Annotated in this window: 17 protein-coding genes; 7 read left to right on the top strand and 10 right to left on the bottom strand. The window is 35.1% G+C overall.

The window, feature by feature from the left end; translation table 11 throughout:
• Window positions 1–336: 336 nt before the first annotated feature.
• The 5 genes from ACQR30_RS01185 to ACQR30_RS01165 all read right to left on the bottom strand — a co-directional run bounded on the left by ACQR30_RS01185 (window position 337) and on the right by ACQR30_RS01165 (window position 4,966).
• Window positions 337–1,359: an RES family NAD+ phosphorylase gene (locus ACQR30_RS01185; RefSeq protein WP_429730093.1), complete on the bottom strand. Its 1,023-nt coding sequence runs from the start codon at window positions 1,357–1,359 to the stop codon at window positions 337–339.
• 4 nt (window positions 1,360–1,363) lie between these two features.
• Complete coding sequence (locus ACQR30_RS01180) at window positions 1,364–2,293, bottom strand: sce7725 family protein (RefSeq protein ID WP_429730090.1); 930 nt, start codon at window positions 2,291–2,293, stop codon at window positions 1,364–1,366.
• Window positions 2,294–2,296: 3 nt separating this feature from the next.
• Window positions 2,297–3,145, bottom strand: coding sequence for a sce7726 family protein (locus tag ACQR30_RS01175; RefSeq protein ID WP_429730087.1), 849 nt, complete (start codon window positions 3,143–3,145; stop codon window positions 2,297–2,299).
• 193 nt (window positions 3,146–3,338) lie between these two features.
• Entirely contained in the window at window positions 3,339–4,451 is a 1,113-nt protein-coding gene (locus ACQR30_RS01170) for a YaaC family protein (protein WP_429730085.1), read from the bottom strand.
• Window positions 4,452–4,633: 182 nt separating this feature from the next.
• Window positions 4,634–4,966 carry a hypothetical protein gene (locus tag ACQR30_RS01165; RefSeq protein WP_429730082.1) on the bottom strand — a complete coding sequence of 111 codons (333 nt, stop codon included), beginning with the start codon at window positions 4,964–4,966 and terminating at the stop codon, window positions 4,634–4,636.
• A gap of 672 nt (window positions 4,967–5,638) precedes the next feature.
• On the opposite strand from ACQR30_RS01165, the gene ACQR30_RS01160 reads away from it, so the two are divergent.
• Genes ACQR30_RS01160 through ACQR30_RS01150 form a run of 3 tightly spaced genes read left to right on the top strand, consistent with a single transcriptional unit; the run spans window position 5,639 to window position 10,980 of the window.
• A complete protein-coding gene (locus tag ACQR30_RS01160) occupies window positions 5,639–6,355 on the top strand; it encodes a TlpA family protein disulfide reductase (protein ID WP_429730079.1) in 717 nt (238 codons plus the stop codon).
• A gap of 39 nt (window positions 6,356–6,394) precedes the next feature.
• On the top strand, window positions 6,395–9,589 hold the full coding sequence (locus ACQR30_RS01155; RefSeq protein ID WP_429730077.1) for a SusC/RagA family TonB-linked outer membrane protein: 3,195 nt from the start codon (window positions 6,395–6,397) through the stop codon (window positions 9,587–9,589).
• 20 nt (window positions 9,590–9,609) lie between these two features.
• A complete protein-coding gene (locus ACQR30_RS01150; RefSeq protein WP_429730074.1) occupies window positions 9,610–10,980 on the top strand; it encodes a RagB/SusD family nutrient uptake outer membrane protein in 1,371 nt (456 codons plus the stop codon).
• A 50-nt stretch (window positions 10,981–11,030) separates the two neighbouring features.
• On the opposite strand, the gene ACQR30_RS01145 is transcribed toward ACQR30_RS01150, so the two are convergent.
• From ACQR30_RS01145 to ACQR30_RS01130, 4 genes are all read right to left on the bottom strand, one after another.
• Window positions 11,031–11,408, bottom strand: coding sequence for a hypothetical protein (locus ACQR30_RS01145; protein ID WP_429730071.1), 378 nt, complete (start codon window positions 11,406–11,408; stop codon window positions 11,031–11,033).
• Between the two features lie 84 nt (window positions 11,409–11,492).
• Window positions 11,493–11,939, bottom strand: a complete 447-nt coding sequence (locus ACQR30_RS01140; RefSeq protein WP_429730068.1) for a MauE/DoxX family redox-associated membrane protein — start codon at window positions 11,937–11,939, stop codon at window positions 11,493–11,495.
• A 66-nt stretch (window positions 11,940–12,005) separates the two neighbouring features.
• On the bottom strand, window positions 12,006–12,131 hold the full coding sequence (locus ACQR30_RS01135; protein ID WP_429730065.1) for a hypothetical protein: 126 nt from the start codon (window positions 12,129–12,131) through the stop codon (window positions 12,006–12,008).
• A gap of 259 nt (window positions 12,132–12,390) precedes the next feature.
• Complete coding sequence (locus tag ACQR30_RS01130) at window positions 12,391–13,368, bottom strand: helix-turn-helix domain-containing protein (protein ID WP_429730062.1); 978 nt, start codon at window positions 13,366–13,368, stop codon at window positions 12,391–12,393.
• Window positions 13,369–13,957: 589 nt separating this feature from the next.
• Here ACQR30_RS01130 and ACQR30_RS01125 point away from each other — a divergent pair.
• A complete protein-coding gene (locus tag ACQR30_RS01125) occupies window positions 13,958–14,878 on the top strand; it encodes a hypothetical protein (RefSeq protein WP_429730059.1) in 921 nt (306 codons plus the stop codon).
• Between the two features lie 98 nt (window positions 14,879–14,976).
• Window positions 14,977–15,159, top strand: coding sequence for a hypothetical protein (locus ACQR30_RS01120; RefSeq protein WP_429730056.1), 183 nt, complete (start codon window positions 14,977–14,979; stop codon window positions 15,157–15,159).
• Window positions 15,160–15,441: 282 nt separating this feature from the next.
• Here the strand turns inward: ACQR30_RS01120 and ACQR30_RS01115 are convergent, their stop codons facing one another.
• Window positions 15,442–15,621, bottom strand: coding sequence for a hypothetical protein (locus ACQR30_RS01115; protein WP_429730053.1), 180 nt, complete (start codon window positions 15,619–15,621; stop codon window positions 15,442–15,444).
• 414 nt (window positions 15,622–16,035) lie between these two features.
• Here ACQR30_RS01115 and ACQR30_RS01110 point away from each other — a divergent pair, with 414 nt between their 5' ends.
• Window positions 16,036–16,665, top strand: a complete 630-nt coding sequence (locus ACQR30_RS01110; protein WP_429730051.1) for an ABC transporter ATP-binding protein — start codon at window positions 16,036–16,038, stop codon at window positions 16,663–16,665.
• Complete coding sequence (locus ACQR30_RS01105) at window positions 16,662–17,774, top strand: hypothetical protein (protein ID WP_429730048.1); 1,113 nt, start codon at window positions 16,662–16,664, stop codon at window positions 17,772–17,774. Before ACQR30_RS01110 ends, ACQR30_RS01105 begins: the two co-directional genes overlap by 4 nt.
• Window positions 17,775–18,259 lie beyond the last annotated feature (485 nt).

Below are 18,259 nucleotides of genomic sequence, written 5' to 3'. Positions count from 1 at the left end.
GCAAAGCTAAAGACACGCATTAGAAAGGGCAATATGCACTTCGTGGGACGGATACGTTTCAAATGGCGGGAGGGGGTCAATTTACGTGGGTTTTCCACGCTAAATTTAAAGTGGTAAACTTTGCTGCGTACAACTGGTAAAATTTAGTCCGTATTAGACAGATACAGCTTTTTCCTGAAAACTTTAAAATAAAAATAGCATTTTATGCTGCTTTTAGCTACTTTAATTAACCCCATAAAGCGGATGGCTACCCAAGATTCCGTTCAACTATGCTTTCATTTCTTGCCCGTTGGGCAAAACGAAAGCCTGATTATTCTAGTTATTGGCGGTAGAGCCTTATATCTTTCTCGCTTTTATACTAACTTTGGAAATCTGTACTTTTTTCACGCTTCTACATTTCATAGTTTTTTGATTAAAAAGGACTAAATTAGAACCTGTATTATGAAGAGAACTCCTAAATTTAATACCTTGAACGTTTGTGAAAGTTTTTATAAATTCACAGATAAATTGCGTTGGTATATAATCCAATTCTGAGTCATATCTCCTCATCGGCTTAGATAAATCTCTACTTATCAACTGCTTTAATAATGTAGATTTTATTTTCTTATTAACTCCGTTTGGATGATATAAAGTAGGGATTTCTGTGAAATCAGAAATTATTATTTCATTCTGATACTCTTTGTTTTTTGTAAAAACAGCAACTGATATTTCATCCAAATATGAAGCTCTAATTTCATACAAAATAGTTTCTTCGTTATCACTTAAATAAAGGTAAGGAATTCCTATAGGATTTGCACGTCCAGCTGAAGCATATCGTGCAGGAGGACAAGACATGTTATCAATTGGATAGATTTCTTCTTGAGAGTTTTGATGCAATCTTGCTCTATAGTATGTTTCATCCTCATTTATGATGGTTTTACTCTCAAAGAAACTATCCCAACCTAAATCATCTGTCAAAGTTTCGATATTTGTAAAGTATCTTTTTTCCCATTTTAATTGCTCTTTTAAGAAAGACCAATAGTTTATATTTTCAAGGATTTCATCACTAAAATCTACTAAATCTTCTGAACTACTTATTGTTGAATAAGTTTGATTAAGCGCTTCATTTAATATTTTATGACCGCAATCCAAATTGCTAAATAGGTTCCAATTGCCTTGGATTAAGGAAACTAGACTTTTACCTTCTGATTTTACTTGGAAGTCACTAAATAGCTCGTTAAAGAAGTCTAGAAGTTCTACTAATTCAATAGTTTCAACATCTTCACTTTTACAACAATCACAATTTCCTATGTTTCCTTGTGAAACAATGAACCCAATTAGTTCTTTATCATAAAAGCAATTTTTACATACGAACTGCATAGAACTAATTTAGAAAGTCACTTATTATTAACAAATGATTTTTTATGGAAATTTTTTTAACAGTCCCTAAACCAGGGTATCGACTTTCATCCAAGTAAATTTTCAATTCTTCTATAGCGGAATTAAACAAACGTAAACCATTACAAAAATCTATTGCTTTTTTTGCAGCCTGTGCAAATTTACCTTGTACGTTTGCAATGGATTCAACATCATCCGAAGTGAAGTGTCTAATCCAAATTTGATTTTCAAATTCCGTATTTAAATAAGTAAGATGTATAACAACAGCTCTTGGTGTACTACCTCCATCTACAAATTCACTTGGTAATGTAGTGAAGTCCGCAAAAGCTTGATAGCCATCTTTCCTGTAATACAAATGTTCTTCTGAAAACTTGTGAGCGTGAATATTTAAAAAATCAGCATTTTTTTGCTGCTTTTCAAAAACATCATCTAGTCTTATATAAAATTTCTCTAACCCCTTTATGTACCTGTCTAAACTTCTATACTTATGAGGTTCTAAAAGCATAATCTTACTTATTTTTTCATTTGAACAAAGTATTTTTAAACTTTCTTCATCTGAAAAATTATCTAGACATATAATTAGGCAATTATCTAAATTGTATTTTTCGATATTTGAAATTATATAATCAGCATTGTCAGAATAATGAAATGCGGGTAAAAATTTTCTGTTCTCTAGTTCTGAAAGATATGTAAGAAAAAATTCTGTATCACCAGCTTTCTCACCTTTAAATGGATTAACGATCAAATAAGCGTAAAAATTTTTATCTTGAAAAACTTTATGTGCTAAATTAAGATTATTGAAACCTTCTTTTACTGGCTCTAAAACTGGAGTTATATTTTGTAATTTATCATCATTTACTAGTTCTCTCAAACTAATTAATTCAAATTGTCTTGCTCTTAGGTAAGGGAAATACATAATCTAAATAGTATTTGTTTTTAAACCGTTAATTAGATTATCTCTTTCCTGTTTTTTAAAATTTAGAGAAAGGCATATCTGATTAAATTCGCTATTTAATTTATTGAAAAACAGATTGTTTATGTTTCTTCTTTTCATTGCAGTAAGAAATAAGTTATTCAAATCTTTTTGCGGGATTTTTGATATAAGGTTTTTACAAATCTCAAATTGGTTAAAAGAGTTCATTTCAGGAAGTTGTCCAAAATATGCTTTCGAAATTTCTTTATATTCTTTTGTATGAAGAACCTCCATTAAAGTATTGGAATCTATCTTGTTAATTCTTCCTGCTTTTCGAATAAGTCCAAATTTTTTCGAGTTAGAATCAAAGGAAATTATACCAACTGACGTGTCATAATTTGAATACTTTGATAATAGTAAATTTGGGACAATTATATAAACTTCATTAAAAATCTTTTTATATTCCTGAAGTTGATTCGACAATCTATATTCCTTATCTAAAATGGTTTTAATTTCAAATACTTTAGAAACTCCATTGAACATAGCCAAATCAGCAATAGCTTTACCAATTCTGAATTCATTAAATATGACAGAATTATTTGTTCCTAATTCTTTTTTTAGCCATTTGTTTAGAAACTCATTTTTTAAAACATATTCATTTGGATAGTTTTTTTCGAGAATTCGATATGTATTTCTAAGGAATTTAAGGTAAGAGTTACCTTTGTTTTGCTCTGTAAGATTATATCTTTCAAGTTTAATGTCAATGGAATCAAAGTCTCCTTTTAGCCAACGATTTACCTCACTTCTCGAAAAAAGTGTTGAAAAATCTCTTAGTTGGTTTGAAGTGAATGACATTTTTTTCGGGTAAAGATAACAAAAATATTTCGCGGTTTCACTATTGACGCTACTTTTTAGCGATAACGGCTAAGGCTTTGAGAAGGCGTGGCATTTTTAGCAATTCCGTTCAGCCAAGTTCTAAAGCCAAACTAACGAAAAAAAGTTTGATTTTGCAGATCTGTCTCACTTTACAATCATAGTGGTGGCTTTTTTAATTCAAGCTCGCCATAGGTACGGCACATACTTTTTTAGTAATTAAACCTGTCATTAAATATAAAAATTGTTTCGGTGTTGAGTTCATTGTTTCTGAAATGACTGCTTTGTAGTCTCCTTCTAAAATTTCTTCATTTAGCGATGGGCGATAACGAGCAACAGAACCAATATAAAACATTAATGCGTAACTATAAATCAAAGAGTCATATTTGTCAGGCTGCAAGTCCAAATAATACTTAAAACCCATTCGAGTAAGCATAGTCCTAATATTAATTTCTTTAATTTCTTTACACAATTCTTGGTAATTAGAACACCAACTTTGGTCAGATTCGTGAGTTAGATTTCTATTTTGTTTTGAGATATATGTTTCTTGCTCGTTAACTTCTTCAGATTTCGTGAGTTTGTTGCTTAAAATACCACTCTCAAATTTTTCTATTCGATAATTGTTTTTATGTTTTTTCTCGAAACATATTCTATAACTTAATTTTGTCCACTTCTTTTCATTTGAAATGAATTCGATTTTTACTGGAAGAAATTTTCGTTTTGATTTATTTAATAGCCCGAGATTAAACGTCATTTCGTGAATCTCGGGTAAATTACTTACCATATCTTTTAATGATATTTTATCACTTGAATTTACGATATAGCCTAATTCTTTTGCAAACGAGTGAAATATATTTATTCCGCCATTCTTTGCATTTTTTGAGATAGTTAATTGGTCTTTGTCAGCCGAATTTAGACTTAATCCGTGAAATTCAGTATTAGTTTCGAGGTCATATCCTCGAACTAAAAGAAACGCTTTTGTTATATTAAGAATGGAATAGTAAGTTAAAGTCCCTTTGGTTGGTAGTTCAATATTTGCAGCACTCTTCAAAAAACTTTCAGCTAGTGTTACAAAGTATAATGCCTTTTTTAGTCTGCCCTTAATAGGCCCATTTTTTGCAGTCCTATTTTTTATTTTATCGTGCTCATTTTTTATAAAGGCTTTTAAATAACTCCAAGGGTCGGAAGTCAAGACGTATGAGTCTCCCGGTTCATTTCCAAATGGGAAATAATGGACGTAATTGAATTTTCTTTTAGCTTGAACAAATTTCGCTTTTGGTCTACTCATATAGTTTTAATGCGTTGTCTTTTAGCCTTGCAACTAAGAGGTTAATCCACGCAAGATACATCTTGTATTAATTATTATTTCAAGCAGTCACTTTCAGCAACCTTTTCTCTCCGCAGCCACTTTACTCTCATAAAGCTATTAATTTTTTCCAATAAACAAAAAACCAACCTCCCAATTGAGCTTTATTCATTTGTCTTTTTCTTTTTTGTATTTCTGTTCACTCTTTCAACTATTTTAGACATCACATTTTTTTCATTCTGAATCACTTCAATTACCAGAGTAGGGTCAATATCAATAATCCATGCAAACCGTAAAATTTCAAAAGTTGAAAATGTTTCAGGATTAGCAAGCTTAGTTGCATATCTACCTTTATTAATTCCTAATGCATCAGAAACTTTACTTGAGTGTATTTCATTTATATCGAACATCTTTTCTACAGCGTGTGCTTCAAACAACTTCTTTAATGTTCTAAACGCCGAAGATTGATGTTTAAATTTTGTTTTCCATTCCCCCATCTTGTAACTATTTCTAATAAAATTCATCAATAGAAATAAATAATTGTTCAAAAAGTTACATACTGTATTATTTAATTACTATTTGTAAAAAATATTTATTATCTTTGTTTTGAATTAAAAATAAGCAATGCCCATTTGGGTATTACAAATTAGGAGTCTTTCTCGTCCAAAAACCGCTAATTTTTACCTACGAGAAGACGGGTGAATTGCCCATTCTATTATAGCTTTATTTATCTTTGTTGATATATAAACGCAAAGGAGTGGGCTTCACTTAAGTCTTTGTAGGTACTTTCAATCTACGGATTGAAAGAAGGTTCTTAGCGGTTCCTTGGACAAAGCAGTGAAGCTCATTCTTTTGTTTTTTTAGTGAGGTTGTTCTGCTTTTATGAAGACTCGTCTATAACTTTTAGATGTTGTTTTCTTCGATATATAAACCATACGCATTAATCGTCCAATTGCACATACAGCGGTCGCTGTTTCGTGCCTGCGAATGCTTGTCCAAATACATCTCCATTTTTATATTATTCGCCTGCAAGCCTAAGTCCCCAATATAGTTTTTGGCGGGCGGCGCAGGCAATCATTTTCTTTCTCATGTACTTTCAGCGTATTGCCTGCAAAGCCCGCCGGTATTGAGTTTTCATAAAATTAATCATCTTTTTATTATGAATAAAAATGAAATCGAGCATATCGCCCGAAAGGGCAAAACTATGCCTGCGAGATTCTGTCAGGCAAATAAAATCAATCAACAAATCACTGACAAAAAAGCTTTTATGCTTTCTTGGCGGAACCTTGCTGTTATCGAGTGTGCAAGCGCAACAAAAAATTGAACCGTTTTTTATCGGTGATCGTATTCCCGATTTGCCATTGCATCGAATTATTAACTATAAAAATAGTACGGCAACATTATCCTCCTTTGGCGACAAGCTGATTATTCTTGACTTCTGGAGCATCCATTGCAGCAGTTGTATTGAACAATTCCCTCAAGAAGATTCTTTGCAGCATATTTTAGGGGATAAATTGCAGTTTATACTTCTGACACTTGACCCGAAGGAAAAAGTAACCTCCTTTCTAAAACATTTTGACAGTAGCCACCATACTAAGTTTTCTTTGCCAATAATATACAGTGACAGTACTATATGTTGCCTCTTCCGTCATCACGCTGTTCCGCATTATGTATGGCTTGCCCCTAACGGTGCTTTCTTAGCCCAAACAGAACAGCAATTTATTACACCACAAATTGTTGAACAAGTCAGCAACCGTGTTGTCGGATTACAAAAGCAAATGCGCAAGGAGCATTTCTCCGAAGTAATGCTTACTTACCCACCACCCGGTAAGAAGTTGATAGAAGTAATACGTCAAAATAAGATATTGATAGACAACATAAGATAAACCGCAATTTTTTTCATCAATAAAACCAAAGCTTTTCAAATGACTAAAAATTTTAAATTATTTGTGTTATTCATTTTTATATCCTCCTATAGCATTGCGCAACAAAAACACATTTTACGTGGAAAGATAACAGATGCGCAAGGCAGGCTGCTATTAAATGCAACGGTAATGGAATATAGCAGCAGGCGGATGGTAATGAATACAATAAACGGTTTCCTGTTGCCTTTAACAACACTGCCGGATACGCTTTTGGCATCACATATTGGCTATAAAACAAAAAAGATAATTATTAAAAGTGCTGATACCAATTTGATTATTACGCTTAATCCTGCAGAGGAAGAATTACAGGAAGTAACCGTGAATACAGGTTACCAGTCTGTTCCCAAAGAAAGGGCAACGGGTTCCTTTGTTTTTATCGATAATAAAAAGCTCAATGAACAAGTCGGCTCAAATATATTGGACAGGCTGAAAGGCGTAGCGAGCAGTGTGCTGTTTGATGATTCTAAAGCGACGGGCAAGAACAAGCAACTCAATTTTAATATTCGCGGATTGAGCACCATTAACGGGCCTCAAGACCCGCTGATTGTGGTAGATAATTTTCCTTATGATGGCGACATCAATAACATCAACCCAAACGATGTAGAAAGTATCACTATTCTCAAAGATGCGGCGGCAGCCTCTATTTGGGGAACAAGGGCCGGTAATGGCGTAATTGTGATTACCACCAAAAAAGGAAGATTTAACCAGCCTGCGAATATTAGCTTTAGCAGCAATGTATCGGTTGCGGACAAACCCGATTTATTTTCCATAGACCGGATATCTTCTTCAGACTACATTGATATGGAGAAGTTTTTATTCAAGCAGGGCTATTTTGATAATACGATTAATAACACAGCCTATCAAGCATTGACGCCCGTCGTAAATATTTTAAATAAAGAACGGAACGGTTTCCTAGATTCAACCAAAGCGAATGAATTAATTAATACCTACCGGAATCACGATATACGTAGTGATTATGAAAAATATTTGTATCAGCGTCCCGTTAATCAGCAATATGCACTCAACATAACCGGAGGGGGTAAAAATATGTCTTACGCCATTTCCGGCGGTTTGGATAAAGATATTGATAATCTTGCTGCGGGCTATAACCGCATTACGGCAAGTTTTCAGAACAGCTATCATCCGTTCAAATCTTTACAAATCAACGCAGGGCTTAGCTATACAGACAGTAAATCTATCAGCGGCAAACCGGGCTATAACAGCATTCGCATTGGTGGCAGGAGTGTGCCTTACCTGATGCTTGCCGATGCCAACGGCAACCCGCTCTCTGTTCCGGTTGATTATCGGGATAGTTATACCGATACCGCCGGTGGCGGTTACCTGCTGAATTGGAAGTATTATCCATTGACCGATTATCAGCACAATAATGCCACTACCCACCAGCGGGATTTGTTGGCCAACCTCGGCATTCAATATCAAATCAGTAAAGGCTTAAACCTGGCTATAAAATACCAGTACGAAAGGCAGGAATCTGAGGGAAGAGTTTTGCAGGACTCCGCGAGTTATTACACAAGAAACCTAATTAATCTTTTCAGTGAAGTAAACGAAGCAACCGGGCGGGTAACCTATAACCTGCCTGTGGGCAGTATTTTACAACAATCCAATACGGCCATCGTCTCCCAAAACCTGCGCGGGCAATTCAATTATAATCATAATTGGAACAAAGGTTCTATTGCGGCTATATTGGGCGCAGAGCTAAGAAAAGTGGGTACCAGCAGTAATGGCAATATGGTGTATGGTTATAACGATAACTTATTAACGGTGGCGCAAGTGGATAATGTAAACCCTTATCCTTCTTATTTGGATGGAAGCCCGATGTACATTGGCAATGGCGTTTCCTTTTCACAAAAGCAAAACAATTTCGTTTCCTATTTTGGCAATGCGGCCTACACCTATTTGGATAAATACACTTTATCGGGCAGTTTCCGAAAAGATGCTTCCAATCTCTTTGGTGTCAATACCAATAACAAATGGAATCCATTCTGGTCGGCAGGTGCAGCCTGGGATATATCCAAAGAAAAATTCTATCACAGCAGCTTCTTTCCTTATCTAAAACTAAGAGCGACTTATGGTTTTAGTGGTAATGTGGATCAAAGTATGTCGGCTGTTACTGTTTTGGAATATTATAATGCGGCTATTGGTAGTAACCTTTCATTTGCGCAGGTAAACCAATTTGCAAACCCGGATTTAGGCTGGGAAAAAGTCGGGACAATAAATATTGGTCTGGACTTTGCTTCCAACAGGAACATCTTATCGGGCAGTATTGAATACTATCAAAAAAGGGGGACAAATTTATTCGGCATTTCGCCGATTGATTATAGTGCTGGCTTGGGAACAGGTGTAATAACAAAGAATATCGCCAATATGAAAGGCACGGGTATTGACTTTACCTTAAACACCAGAAATATTAATAAGGTTTTCAAATGGACTACAAATTTTCTGTTCAGTTACAACAACAGCGTTACCACGAAATATTATTTGCAGGATTCCACAACCGGTGCTTATTTGGGCGGAGTAAACAGTATCAGTGCCATGGTTGGCCAGCCACTATATGCTGTCAGTGGTTATCAATGGGCGGGGCTTGACCCCCAGACAGGCGGCCCGCGCGGTTATGTGAACGGGCAGGCCAGCAGCAATTATGATTCCATTATAGAGCAGACAGGCGGTGCAGGTGTGGTCTATAAAGGCTCTTCAAGCCCGTTGTTCTTCGGTTCTATTGGCAATACTTTTTCGTGGAAGCAGTTGTCACTAACCATCAACATTCTCTATAATTTTGATTATTACTTCAGAAGGAACACAACCAATTACAGCCAATTAATCCAATCGGGCATAGGGTACAGTGACTACACAAAAAGATGGCAACAGCCAGGCGATGAGAAAAACTCCAATGTGCCTTCTTTTATTTATCCTGCTAATTCACAAAGAGATGAGTTCTACCAATTTTCAGTAGTGAATATCGGCAGAGCCGATAATATAAGGTTGCAGTTCATTAACCTGGCTTACAATTTTGTTCCTAAACGCAAGCGTGCTGTTTTTAAATCAGTGCAGGTATATTTTAATGCAGCCAACCTGGGCATTCTTTGGCGTGCCAATAAATGGGGAACAGACCCGGAATACCAGGGAACGATACCACCGGCTAAAACTTACACCATTGGATTGAAGGCAAACTTTTAATTAAAATCATTAAGCATATCATGAATATTAAAAAAGTAAAAAACTTGATTCTCATAACTACAGCCGTTATATGCTTTTCGGTAATCTCATGCAATAAGCTCCTTGATGAAAAATCCGACAAATCCCTCATTGTGCCGGAGTCAGTCGCTGACTACCAGGCAGCATTAGACAATACTACGACAATGAACAACAAGAGTGCCAGCTGGGATGAGGGAGCAGCAGATAATTTTTATTTACCAACCGCAACGTTCAACAGTCAATCTACTTTATCACAGAATGCGTATTTATGGATTCCGTTTGTTTATAATGGCCCTTACAATGACTGGGCGAATTTATATAACGTCGTTTATATAAGCAATTTAGCCTTAGAAGGTATTGCCAAGATTCAACAGACCGATGTGAACGAAAATAACTGGAATAATGTGAAAGGTTCGGCTCTGTTTTTCAGGGCGCAGTCTATTTTGCAAACTGTATTTATTTTTTGCAAGGCGTATGATTCTACAACAGCGGGAAGCGATTATGGCATTGCATTAAGATTGTCTTCGGATTTTAACCAAAAGTCCGTCAGGTCAAGCCTCAAAAATGCCTATAAACAAATCATCAGCGATTTAACGACTGCTATCCCTTTGCTTCCAGTAACACCCCTAACCGTTTACCGCCCGTCAAAACCAGCAGCTTATGCCTTACTGGCAAGGGTCTATCTTTCTATGAGAGATTACCCGGATGCAGGTAAATATGCAGATTCTTGTTTGCAATTGAAAAATGATTTGATGGATTACAATTCTCTTTCATTAAATACTTTGACACCGTTTAAGCAATTGAATAAGGAGGTTATTTTTCAAAGAATTGTTTCTTTGTATTCATTGGCTTTTATATCGCCAACAACAGCTCGTGTTGATACGCTGTTATACGCGAGCTATGATAATAATGATTTAAGGAAACAAGCATTCTTTTATCCACTAACTCCCGGCTATATTTTTAAAGGAACCTATAACGGCAATATATCAAGCTTATTTACAGGTATTGCCACGGATGAAGTTTATTTAATGCGGGCAGAATGTTATGCTCGGGAAAACCAAACGGAAAAAGCAATGAATGACCTGAATACACTTTTGAAAACAAGATGGAAAACAGGAATGTTTGTTCCATTGGCGGCAAGTAATTCGCAACAAGCCTTACAGTTGATTCTTAAGGAAAGAAGAAAAGAGTTGATATTTCGTTGCCTGCGTTGGATGGATATAAAACGGTTGAATAAAGAAGGGGCAAATATCAGTTTAAAGCGGATAGTTAATGGTCAAACTTCCATTTTGTCACCCAATGATAACAGGTTTGCGTTGCCCTTGCCGCAGGATATAATAAATTTATCGGGGATGCCGCAGAATAAATATTAGAAAGGAAGGGGTAGATAAATACCCCTTCCGCATTGAATTAAAGAATTAAATCAATAACTGTCGTCACGGTTTTTTACTTCAATTACGCCGTCACCGGTCTTTGGAGACTTATTAGAACCAGAACCATCTACATCAACCTGTGAAGGATGAAGATTTGATCCGCTTCCTGTTACGCTTGTTGTTGCCAATACACAACCTCGATGTGTGCTATTACAAGGTGACAAGGTGTAAGTAGTCGCATCAATTTGTGACCATTCCGCCGGCTGATCTTCTTGACCATTGCTTCCGTTAAATTGGAAATAATAAGTAGTCAGGTCACTGACATTTGCTTTGGGCGCTTCTTTAAACGCACTGGTTACCCCCACCAGCGCTATACCTGCTGCTATTGCAAACACAGGTAGTAAACGTGATAATCTGCTTTTTTGCATGATTATGTAATTTAAAAATAAACAATACTCCTACTTTTTTCTACGGGTTTTTGGAATCATTCCCGATTCTTGCAAGAAATATTTTTAAGCGTGTACTTTTTTGTACCTGGCAAAAATCTTATGATTTGATTTCGCCATCCACCAACCGGTAAACGCCGTAATTGTAAAACATATATTGAAAATAAAATGGGCAGGCCATCCCATCTTCCCTAAGATGCCGCCGCAACTGCACGGAACATTCTTGAAAATATGCGCAAGTGCCAAACCTACATAAATAGTGAAGGCTAATAATAACAACGCAGATAGCAATAGTCCTTTTCTTAATGTTTTTGGAAAACTCAATAATGCAGCAGTAATTAATTCTACAAGTGGCAAAGCCCAAGCGAGTACGGCAATAGACCAATGAGGCAAAAGCTGCCGCGCAAGCTGCAATTTAAATGCCGCATAGAACCACAACTTACTGCCTGCTGCATATACCCAAAGCATAATAAGCAGAATCGTGATAATTGTTATGATTTGTTGCTTTTTCATTTTTTCATTTTTAAAAAGACAATACCGAATAACTCTGGCCGAGAAAACCGGCATTGCCTTCGACTGCTATCTCGCCACAGATCGCGCCCTGTTCGTATCGATACCGTAATGAAAGTTGCCAACGCCGCCGGTATTCGGATCAGGTAACATTTCTACGCTGGGGACATTACCTGTCTTATCAATACGCTTCATTCTCTTGGGGTAGAGAGAAGTTTAGATCGGCATTCCCCTTTGTAACCCACCAAGCGCATCATAAGTTTCGTATTATATTTTAACCCTGCTTGTTATTGTGACTTACTACGATTGAATGCTTGTACAAAGGTCGGCGGTGTATTTGGATTGGTATGCCGAAAAAGTCGGTAAAAAACTACCGAAAAAACCAGTTTTTTTATACCGAAAAACACGCAGATATAGTGGTGGTCATTGTTTCAGTAGAGAGGTGACAGTGAATTTATTTTTTTGTTTTTCTTTGACTACCTATGCTGTGACCATTATAGCGAACAAAGGCCTCTTCTAAATGGCTCACAGTTGAATAACCCGTTCGTTCGCATATCTCGTCTAGGGTATACCCTTTGCCCAACAATATTTTTACTTGTTCCATTTTTTTACTCAACAGAAATTGTTTGGGATTTTGCCCAAAGAGTAAACGAAAGCCTTCTCGGAACTTATCAGCATTGAGGTGGCTTTTTCTTAGTTGATTGGCTAATACATTTTTCTCATCCTGATGGGCTATCAACATAGTAGCAGCATGGTCTATTGTTTTGATATCTTCATAGCTGTAACGGTATTTACTTGGGAGTGCATCTGCTTCAAGTAATACTTTTAATAAATCCATTGCCCACAGTTTTATTTGGGGGTTCCCAACTCCTTCCTGGTAAAGCAATTCCATTATCCGAACGATGAAGTGCATCGACTTAGCGGAATTGTCTGCAAATTCTATATATAAGCTGCCATTTTCTTCCTTCTTAATTTTATTCCATATGGGATGCAGCTTTGGATACTGGTTAGCAAGTTGCTGTAACAGTTCTTTGGAGAGATGAATATCAAAAGTAATGGTCGTGTTTCCTTTGAAATAAGTTTCATTCTTTACGTTGGTCAAATAAATCAGATTATGTTGTCCTGCTTTGATTCTGCGCCATTCAAATCCCTTCAAACGGTATTGTGCTTCTCCTTGAATCATATTATGCAGCTCCAAGCTTTCACAATCTGCTGTACAAAATATTTTCATCGGATGATTTACTAAATAATGGCTGATACAAATCTCTATTTCCCCTAAATCTATACTTTGAAAAAGCATTATACTTCTTTCATCTATTTTAGCATGATAACCAATGGCTCCTTTGATCACATATTTATTATAAGCTTCGGGTATGCCTTTTAATAAGGGTATTGCCTTAAAGTATTCGTCAAATAAGAAAAATGTCTCCATGATGAGAATTTTAAATGGTAAACTATTATAGTGCTACAGGGGGTGAAGTTCCAAAGCTTTTAAAAAAAAGAATAGTACTAGATTAATTATTTTCAAAAATCCTTAGCTGAAAATCAGGAAGTTACATTATTTTTAGAAATTTTATCGGAAAATTTGATTCCATTTTGTATGTTCTTATCTAAAAAGGAAACATAGTCCTTTCTTATGATGCGAAAGAAAATTTGATTCTTTTTATTAGCCTTAGTTTAAAAAAAGAGGCTAGTAAACTTTTAGATAGCCCCATTAACTCGTCTATTGCGCAGTGTCAAAGAAAATTTATGGCTTTGCTTATTTTGCACTAAATTTTCAAATTTTTTGATTATGTTTAAGCCGCAGTACTTTTATGGAATTTTAATTTCTTATCAGTGTAGAACTTTTTGAACTAGGAATGAATACGAATTTGATGAATATTTTTTTATAATAATACTGATTTATTTGCGACACTTTCAAAATAATGTACCAGCTCAATTCTTTATTATGAAGTATGAAAAATAAAGATGTAAAAATTTAATTACTATATAATAGGGCATAAATCGATCTTAATACCCATATGAAGAAAGAAGAAGGTTTCACAATTTTTAGCGAAAGGTTCCAAAACCTATATAACTGCCTTTGTGAAATTCGTGATTCAAAGGAGGACTGGAGATATAAAATTATTCATGTTGACAATTTTGCTAAACATAAAAATCCTATCGAAGCTGCCGCTGATTACTGGAAAGAGATTCTTTATCGCGCACACTTGGCTGTATTGGTTACCTATTTTAAAACCATACGGTGGATTGATGCAGTAAAAGATGCTAAAGAGAATAGTAACTATTATTCTTTTGTTGCCAGTTTACGTGGTTTTATTGAATGCTGTTCAGATTCTTTTTACTCACTTAATACTGTTCCGCTTACAATAGCTAAAGATTTTGAAGTTATATCCCGTCAATTGTCCAAGACATCCGGTGTAATAACTGATCATCAATCGCTTGAGGAATTATTGATACATTTTAGCCATGCGACCAAACTCGGGAAAGAGCAAAAAAATATATGGCCTGAATTTCTGAATGCCAAACAAATCAGGGAGTATCTGAATTCAATATCAGATGTGGGAGACAAAATTGATTTTCTATATAGTTATCTTTGTCAGGTCGTGCATCCGGCTTCCCAATCTGCCGACATTATTCTTTTTCACTCTTATGAAAATGAAATGATTGTCTGTGGCGATAGTTTTCAATTAGAGAAAGAACTTATTAATATAATAGATGTCGAATTTGCAGAGGTTATTCATAATACTTTTACCATCATTTGCACGAATGGGTTTACAATATTAAAACTCCTAAAAAAATTTCATCTTCCTGAATTACATACATCTTTTACGTTTGAAGATACTGTTGAAGATATAGATGCATGGCAAGAGATTCTGGATTTAATTGCAAAATCGAAGATGAATTATGATTTAGCAACAGTAAGCGGCGTTTATCAATAAAGTAAACGCACGATGGAATTTTTTTAGAACTCATATTCATTTTCTATTTCGTCCTGATCCGTAGGCATGATTTGCAAAACAATAAATAAATTATACAGATGGGAATTTTTGATTTTTTAAACGCCCGAGGAAAAAGGCAAGCCCAACCGAAAAATATTGATGAGATATTTGATCTTGCATCAAAGGACGCTGCTTACAGACCTCTTTTCTACGGGACTATTTTGGAAACAGATCTCTATATTCTTATTTTCCCGGACGGAAATTTGCCAAGCGGCAAATAATTTTGATTGCGCACCTGGCGGCAGCTTGTCATGGTTGTCTTTTTCATCTTTATGTATCCGCTCACCCCATAAGGACTCTAAAACTTATATAGGTCGAAAGCGCGTTGCAAAACCGGGGCATAGGAAAGAAAGAATCATCTGGAGAAAAGAAGCCGGTATCTTCTTTCGCATAGCCCGTCCATAAGTCAGGCTACACAGGACAGGCATCCGTCGAAATCGTAAAAGAAGCCGACGCTGTAAAATGTTGATGACGTTCTAAATTCTTGTTATCCCATTCAGGAATTAATCGATTTTCTTAACAGCTTTGGCAAGGTTTGAATAAGCTTTCGCATACTCACCGTTTTTCTTGAAGATACCTGCATCTACTAATCTTTGAAAAGATTCTTCTTTGCTCAAAGTTTTCGCATCGACGATTAGTTTTTTGGCTAAATCGTTTATTATTTTTAAATCTTTGCTACTCATAATACAAATGTACAATTTTTCTTCCTCAAAAATAAAACATTTTCCAGCACCACTATTAAACAAAAAAACAACCCATTTGATTGACGTTAATTCCTAGATTGACAATGTGGTCGACGCTTTGTTTCTTTATATATTTTAGTAATATATTCTCCAATAACTACCAATAGAAAAAAGTTGAACTCCTCCTAAAAAGTACTTATGTAAAGTAATAGACACCCATTCAGGGAACCTCTCTTTTTGCGTAGACCACAAAAATTTATTGCTTTCCTTATTTTGCACCAAATTTCCAAATTTTTTGATTATGTTTAAGCCGCAGTACTTTTATGGAATTTTAATTTCCTATCGGCGTATAACTTTTTGAACTAGGAATGAATACGAATTTGATGAATATTTTTTTATAATAATACTGATTAAATGATTAGAGTAAGTGACTTTTCCAAAAGTTATGGAGCACTTAATGTACTTGACGTTGAAAGTTTACTACTTGCAAATGGCATTCACTGGATAAAGGGGAAAAATGGTACTGGTAAAAGTACGTTTCTGAAGTGCATAGCTGGAATGTTGAGATATCATGGAGAGATTAATGTAGAAGGAATATCGCTTAGAAAGGAACCAAGATCTATAAAAAGGATTGTAACTTATGCAGAAGCTGAGCCAAGATTTCCCACGTTTCTGACAGGAATGGACATTTTAAATATATACATTAAAAGTAAACAAGGGGATGCTAAAAACACCACTCAAATGCTTGAAGAACTGTTTATGGAAAATTATATACATATGCCAATCTCTTCATATTCAAGTGGAATGCTGAAAAAAGTTTCTATTGTTGCAAGCTTCATTGGGAATGTAAAATGGATATTATTGGATGAGCCACTAAACGCATTAGACTCCGAAACAGTTGCTATTGTATATAAATGGATTAATAATGCATATCTAAAGATGGGGACATCTTTTCTATTATCGTCTCATCAGCTAATGGACAAGAATCTCCTTTGCAGTGTCATTGAACATCAAATTCTGGACAAAAATATAGTTGGAGAATGAAGCTATCATCAATATTTAACAGAATTTATGTTTTTCCGTTCTATAAGAAGTATTCAGGACTCTTCTTTTTCTTAATAGTCACTTTTTTATTTTCACTTGTCTTTGTAGGTGCATTGGGTGAGCTCCCAAATGATAAAAAACTGTATTGGAATTTGATCCTGACAATTAAGGCATTCAGCAATCCCTATGTAGCAATTTTGATATTTATGCTTGCCGGATTCTATATTTATAAATCAGTAAATTATCTTATTAATTTACTTCATAAATCAGAGAATCTTTTTTTGTACCAAACTTATGGAGGCATTTCATTTAAGAAATCTGTAGGAGTTTTGCTAAGTTCTTTTTTTAAGGTTTTTATGCCCTTGTACCTATATTCACTATTTAGTTTTTTAGTTGGTGCACTGTTTCATTTCTGGATCATACCTGTTATCTTTTTATTATTTATTATCGCGGTACACATTCTGCTATCAGTTGTTTTTGCGCACAAGCTTGCATATGGAAAAGTTGACCAAATATCGAGATTGAATATTCAAAGGACAGCTATCAAGAATAAAAGCATAGAATTTATTTTCCTTCTATACATACTCCATGAACAGAAATTGGTTTTCATAATAAACAAAATTATTTCACTGGTTTTTATCATTGTGGTATTTGATGATGGTTCATGGCAATATGGGTTAAGAGGCATTGCATTGGTTACACTATTTATTTCTTTAACTCACAGTAGTATCCAATATCAATGGTTTAAATTTAAATCTGAGCAATTAGATTTTTCTAATAATTTGCCCTTCTCTTTTACTAGCTCTTATCTAGGAGTGTTAGTGCCTTATCTTTTTATATTAATGCCGGAAATTTTTTTAATAATAAGATACACAAATATATATTATGCTCTATTCGGAATTACAGTGCTCGCTTCACTATGTCTTTTGTTTTGGACAATACTGGACAGATTTGGCATGAATATTAAAACTTTTTTTAAATCAGTCCTGGGGATTGGATTTTTATTATATTTTTTATTTTTATACAACTTGGAGATGATGTCAATAATAATAATATTAGTGCTTACAGTTAGTAGTGCTATGAGTCGCTACTATTTGAAAGAGACATAACTGCACCGATGAGATAGCTTTGGCTATTACCATAGTCGAAAAGCCTCTTGAATGAATATAACCTCGTACATTGCCGACAGCCTAGCATATATTTTTGCCCGTTCTAGTAGTCTATTGTAGAGTTGAGGATCAGGAGAGGTTGGTTGCTTATTCTTGAGGGCTGTTTAATAGAGATATTATCTACCGCTGTTCGCAACCGTTTTAGCTTGTCTAGAATTAGTTTGAATGGATTACTGGGTTGCATAATAATTTCTTTTATAGTGAATAATTATTTGCAATTTGAAACCACAAACAAACTAAAAACATGCTGATTTTGGCTTCGTCTTGATGTGCCTAAAAAACCGGAAGCTCAAGCAATGAGTGGGATGATTAGCTGTTGTTTTTAAAGACTGGAAAAGTCTTGAACATCGTATCCATCAGACGAACTACATGTATATTCCGAACCATGTTGACCACCCGTTCCGATTCATGTTGACCATGCATTC

Origin of the sequence: Arachidicoccus sp., from assembly GCF_050436765.1 — a bacterium.
GTDB lineage: Bacteria > Bacteroidota > Bacteroidia > Chitinophagales > Chitinophagaceae > Arachidicoccus.
The sequence above is the reverse complement of the archived record's forward strand: the minus strand, read 5'-3'. Positions and strand labels throughout refer to the sequence as shown.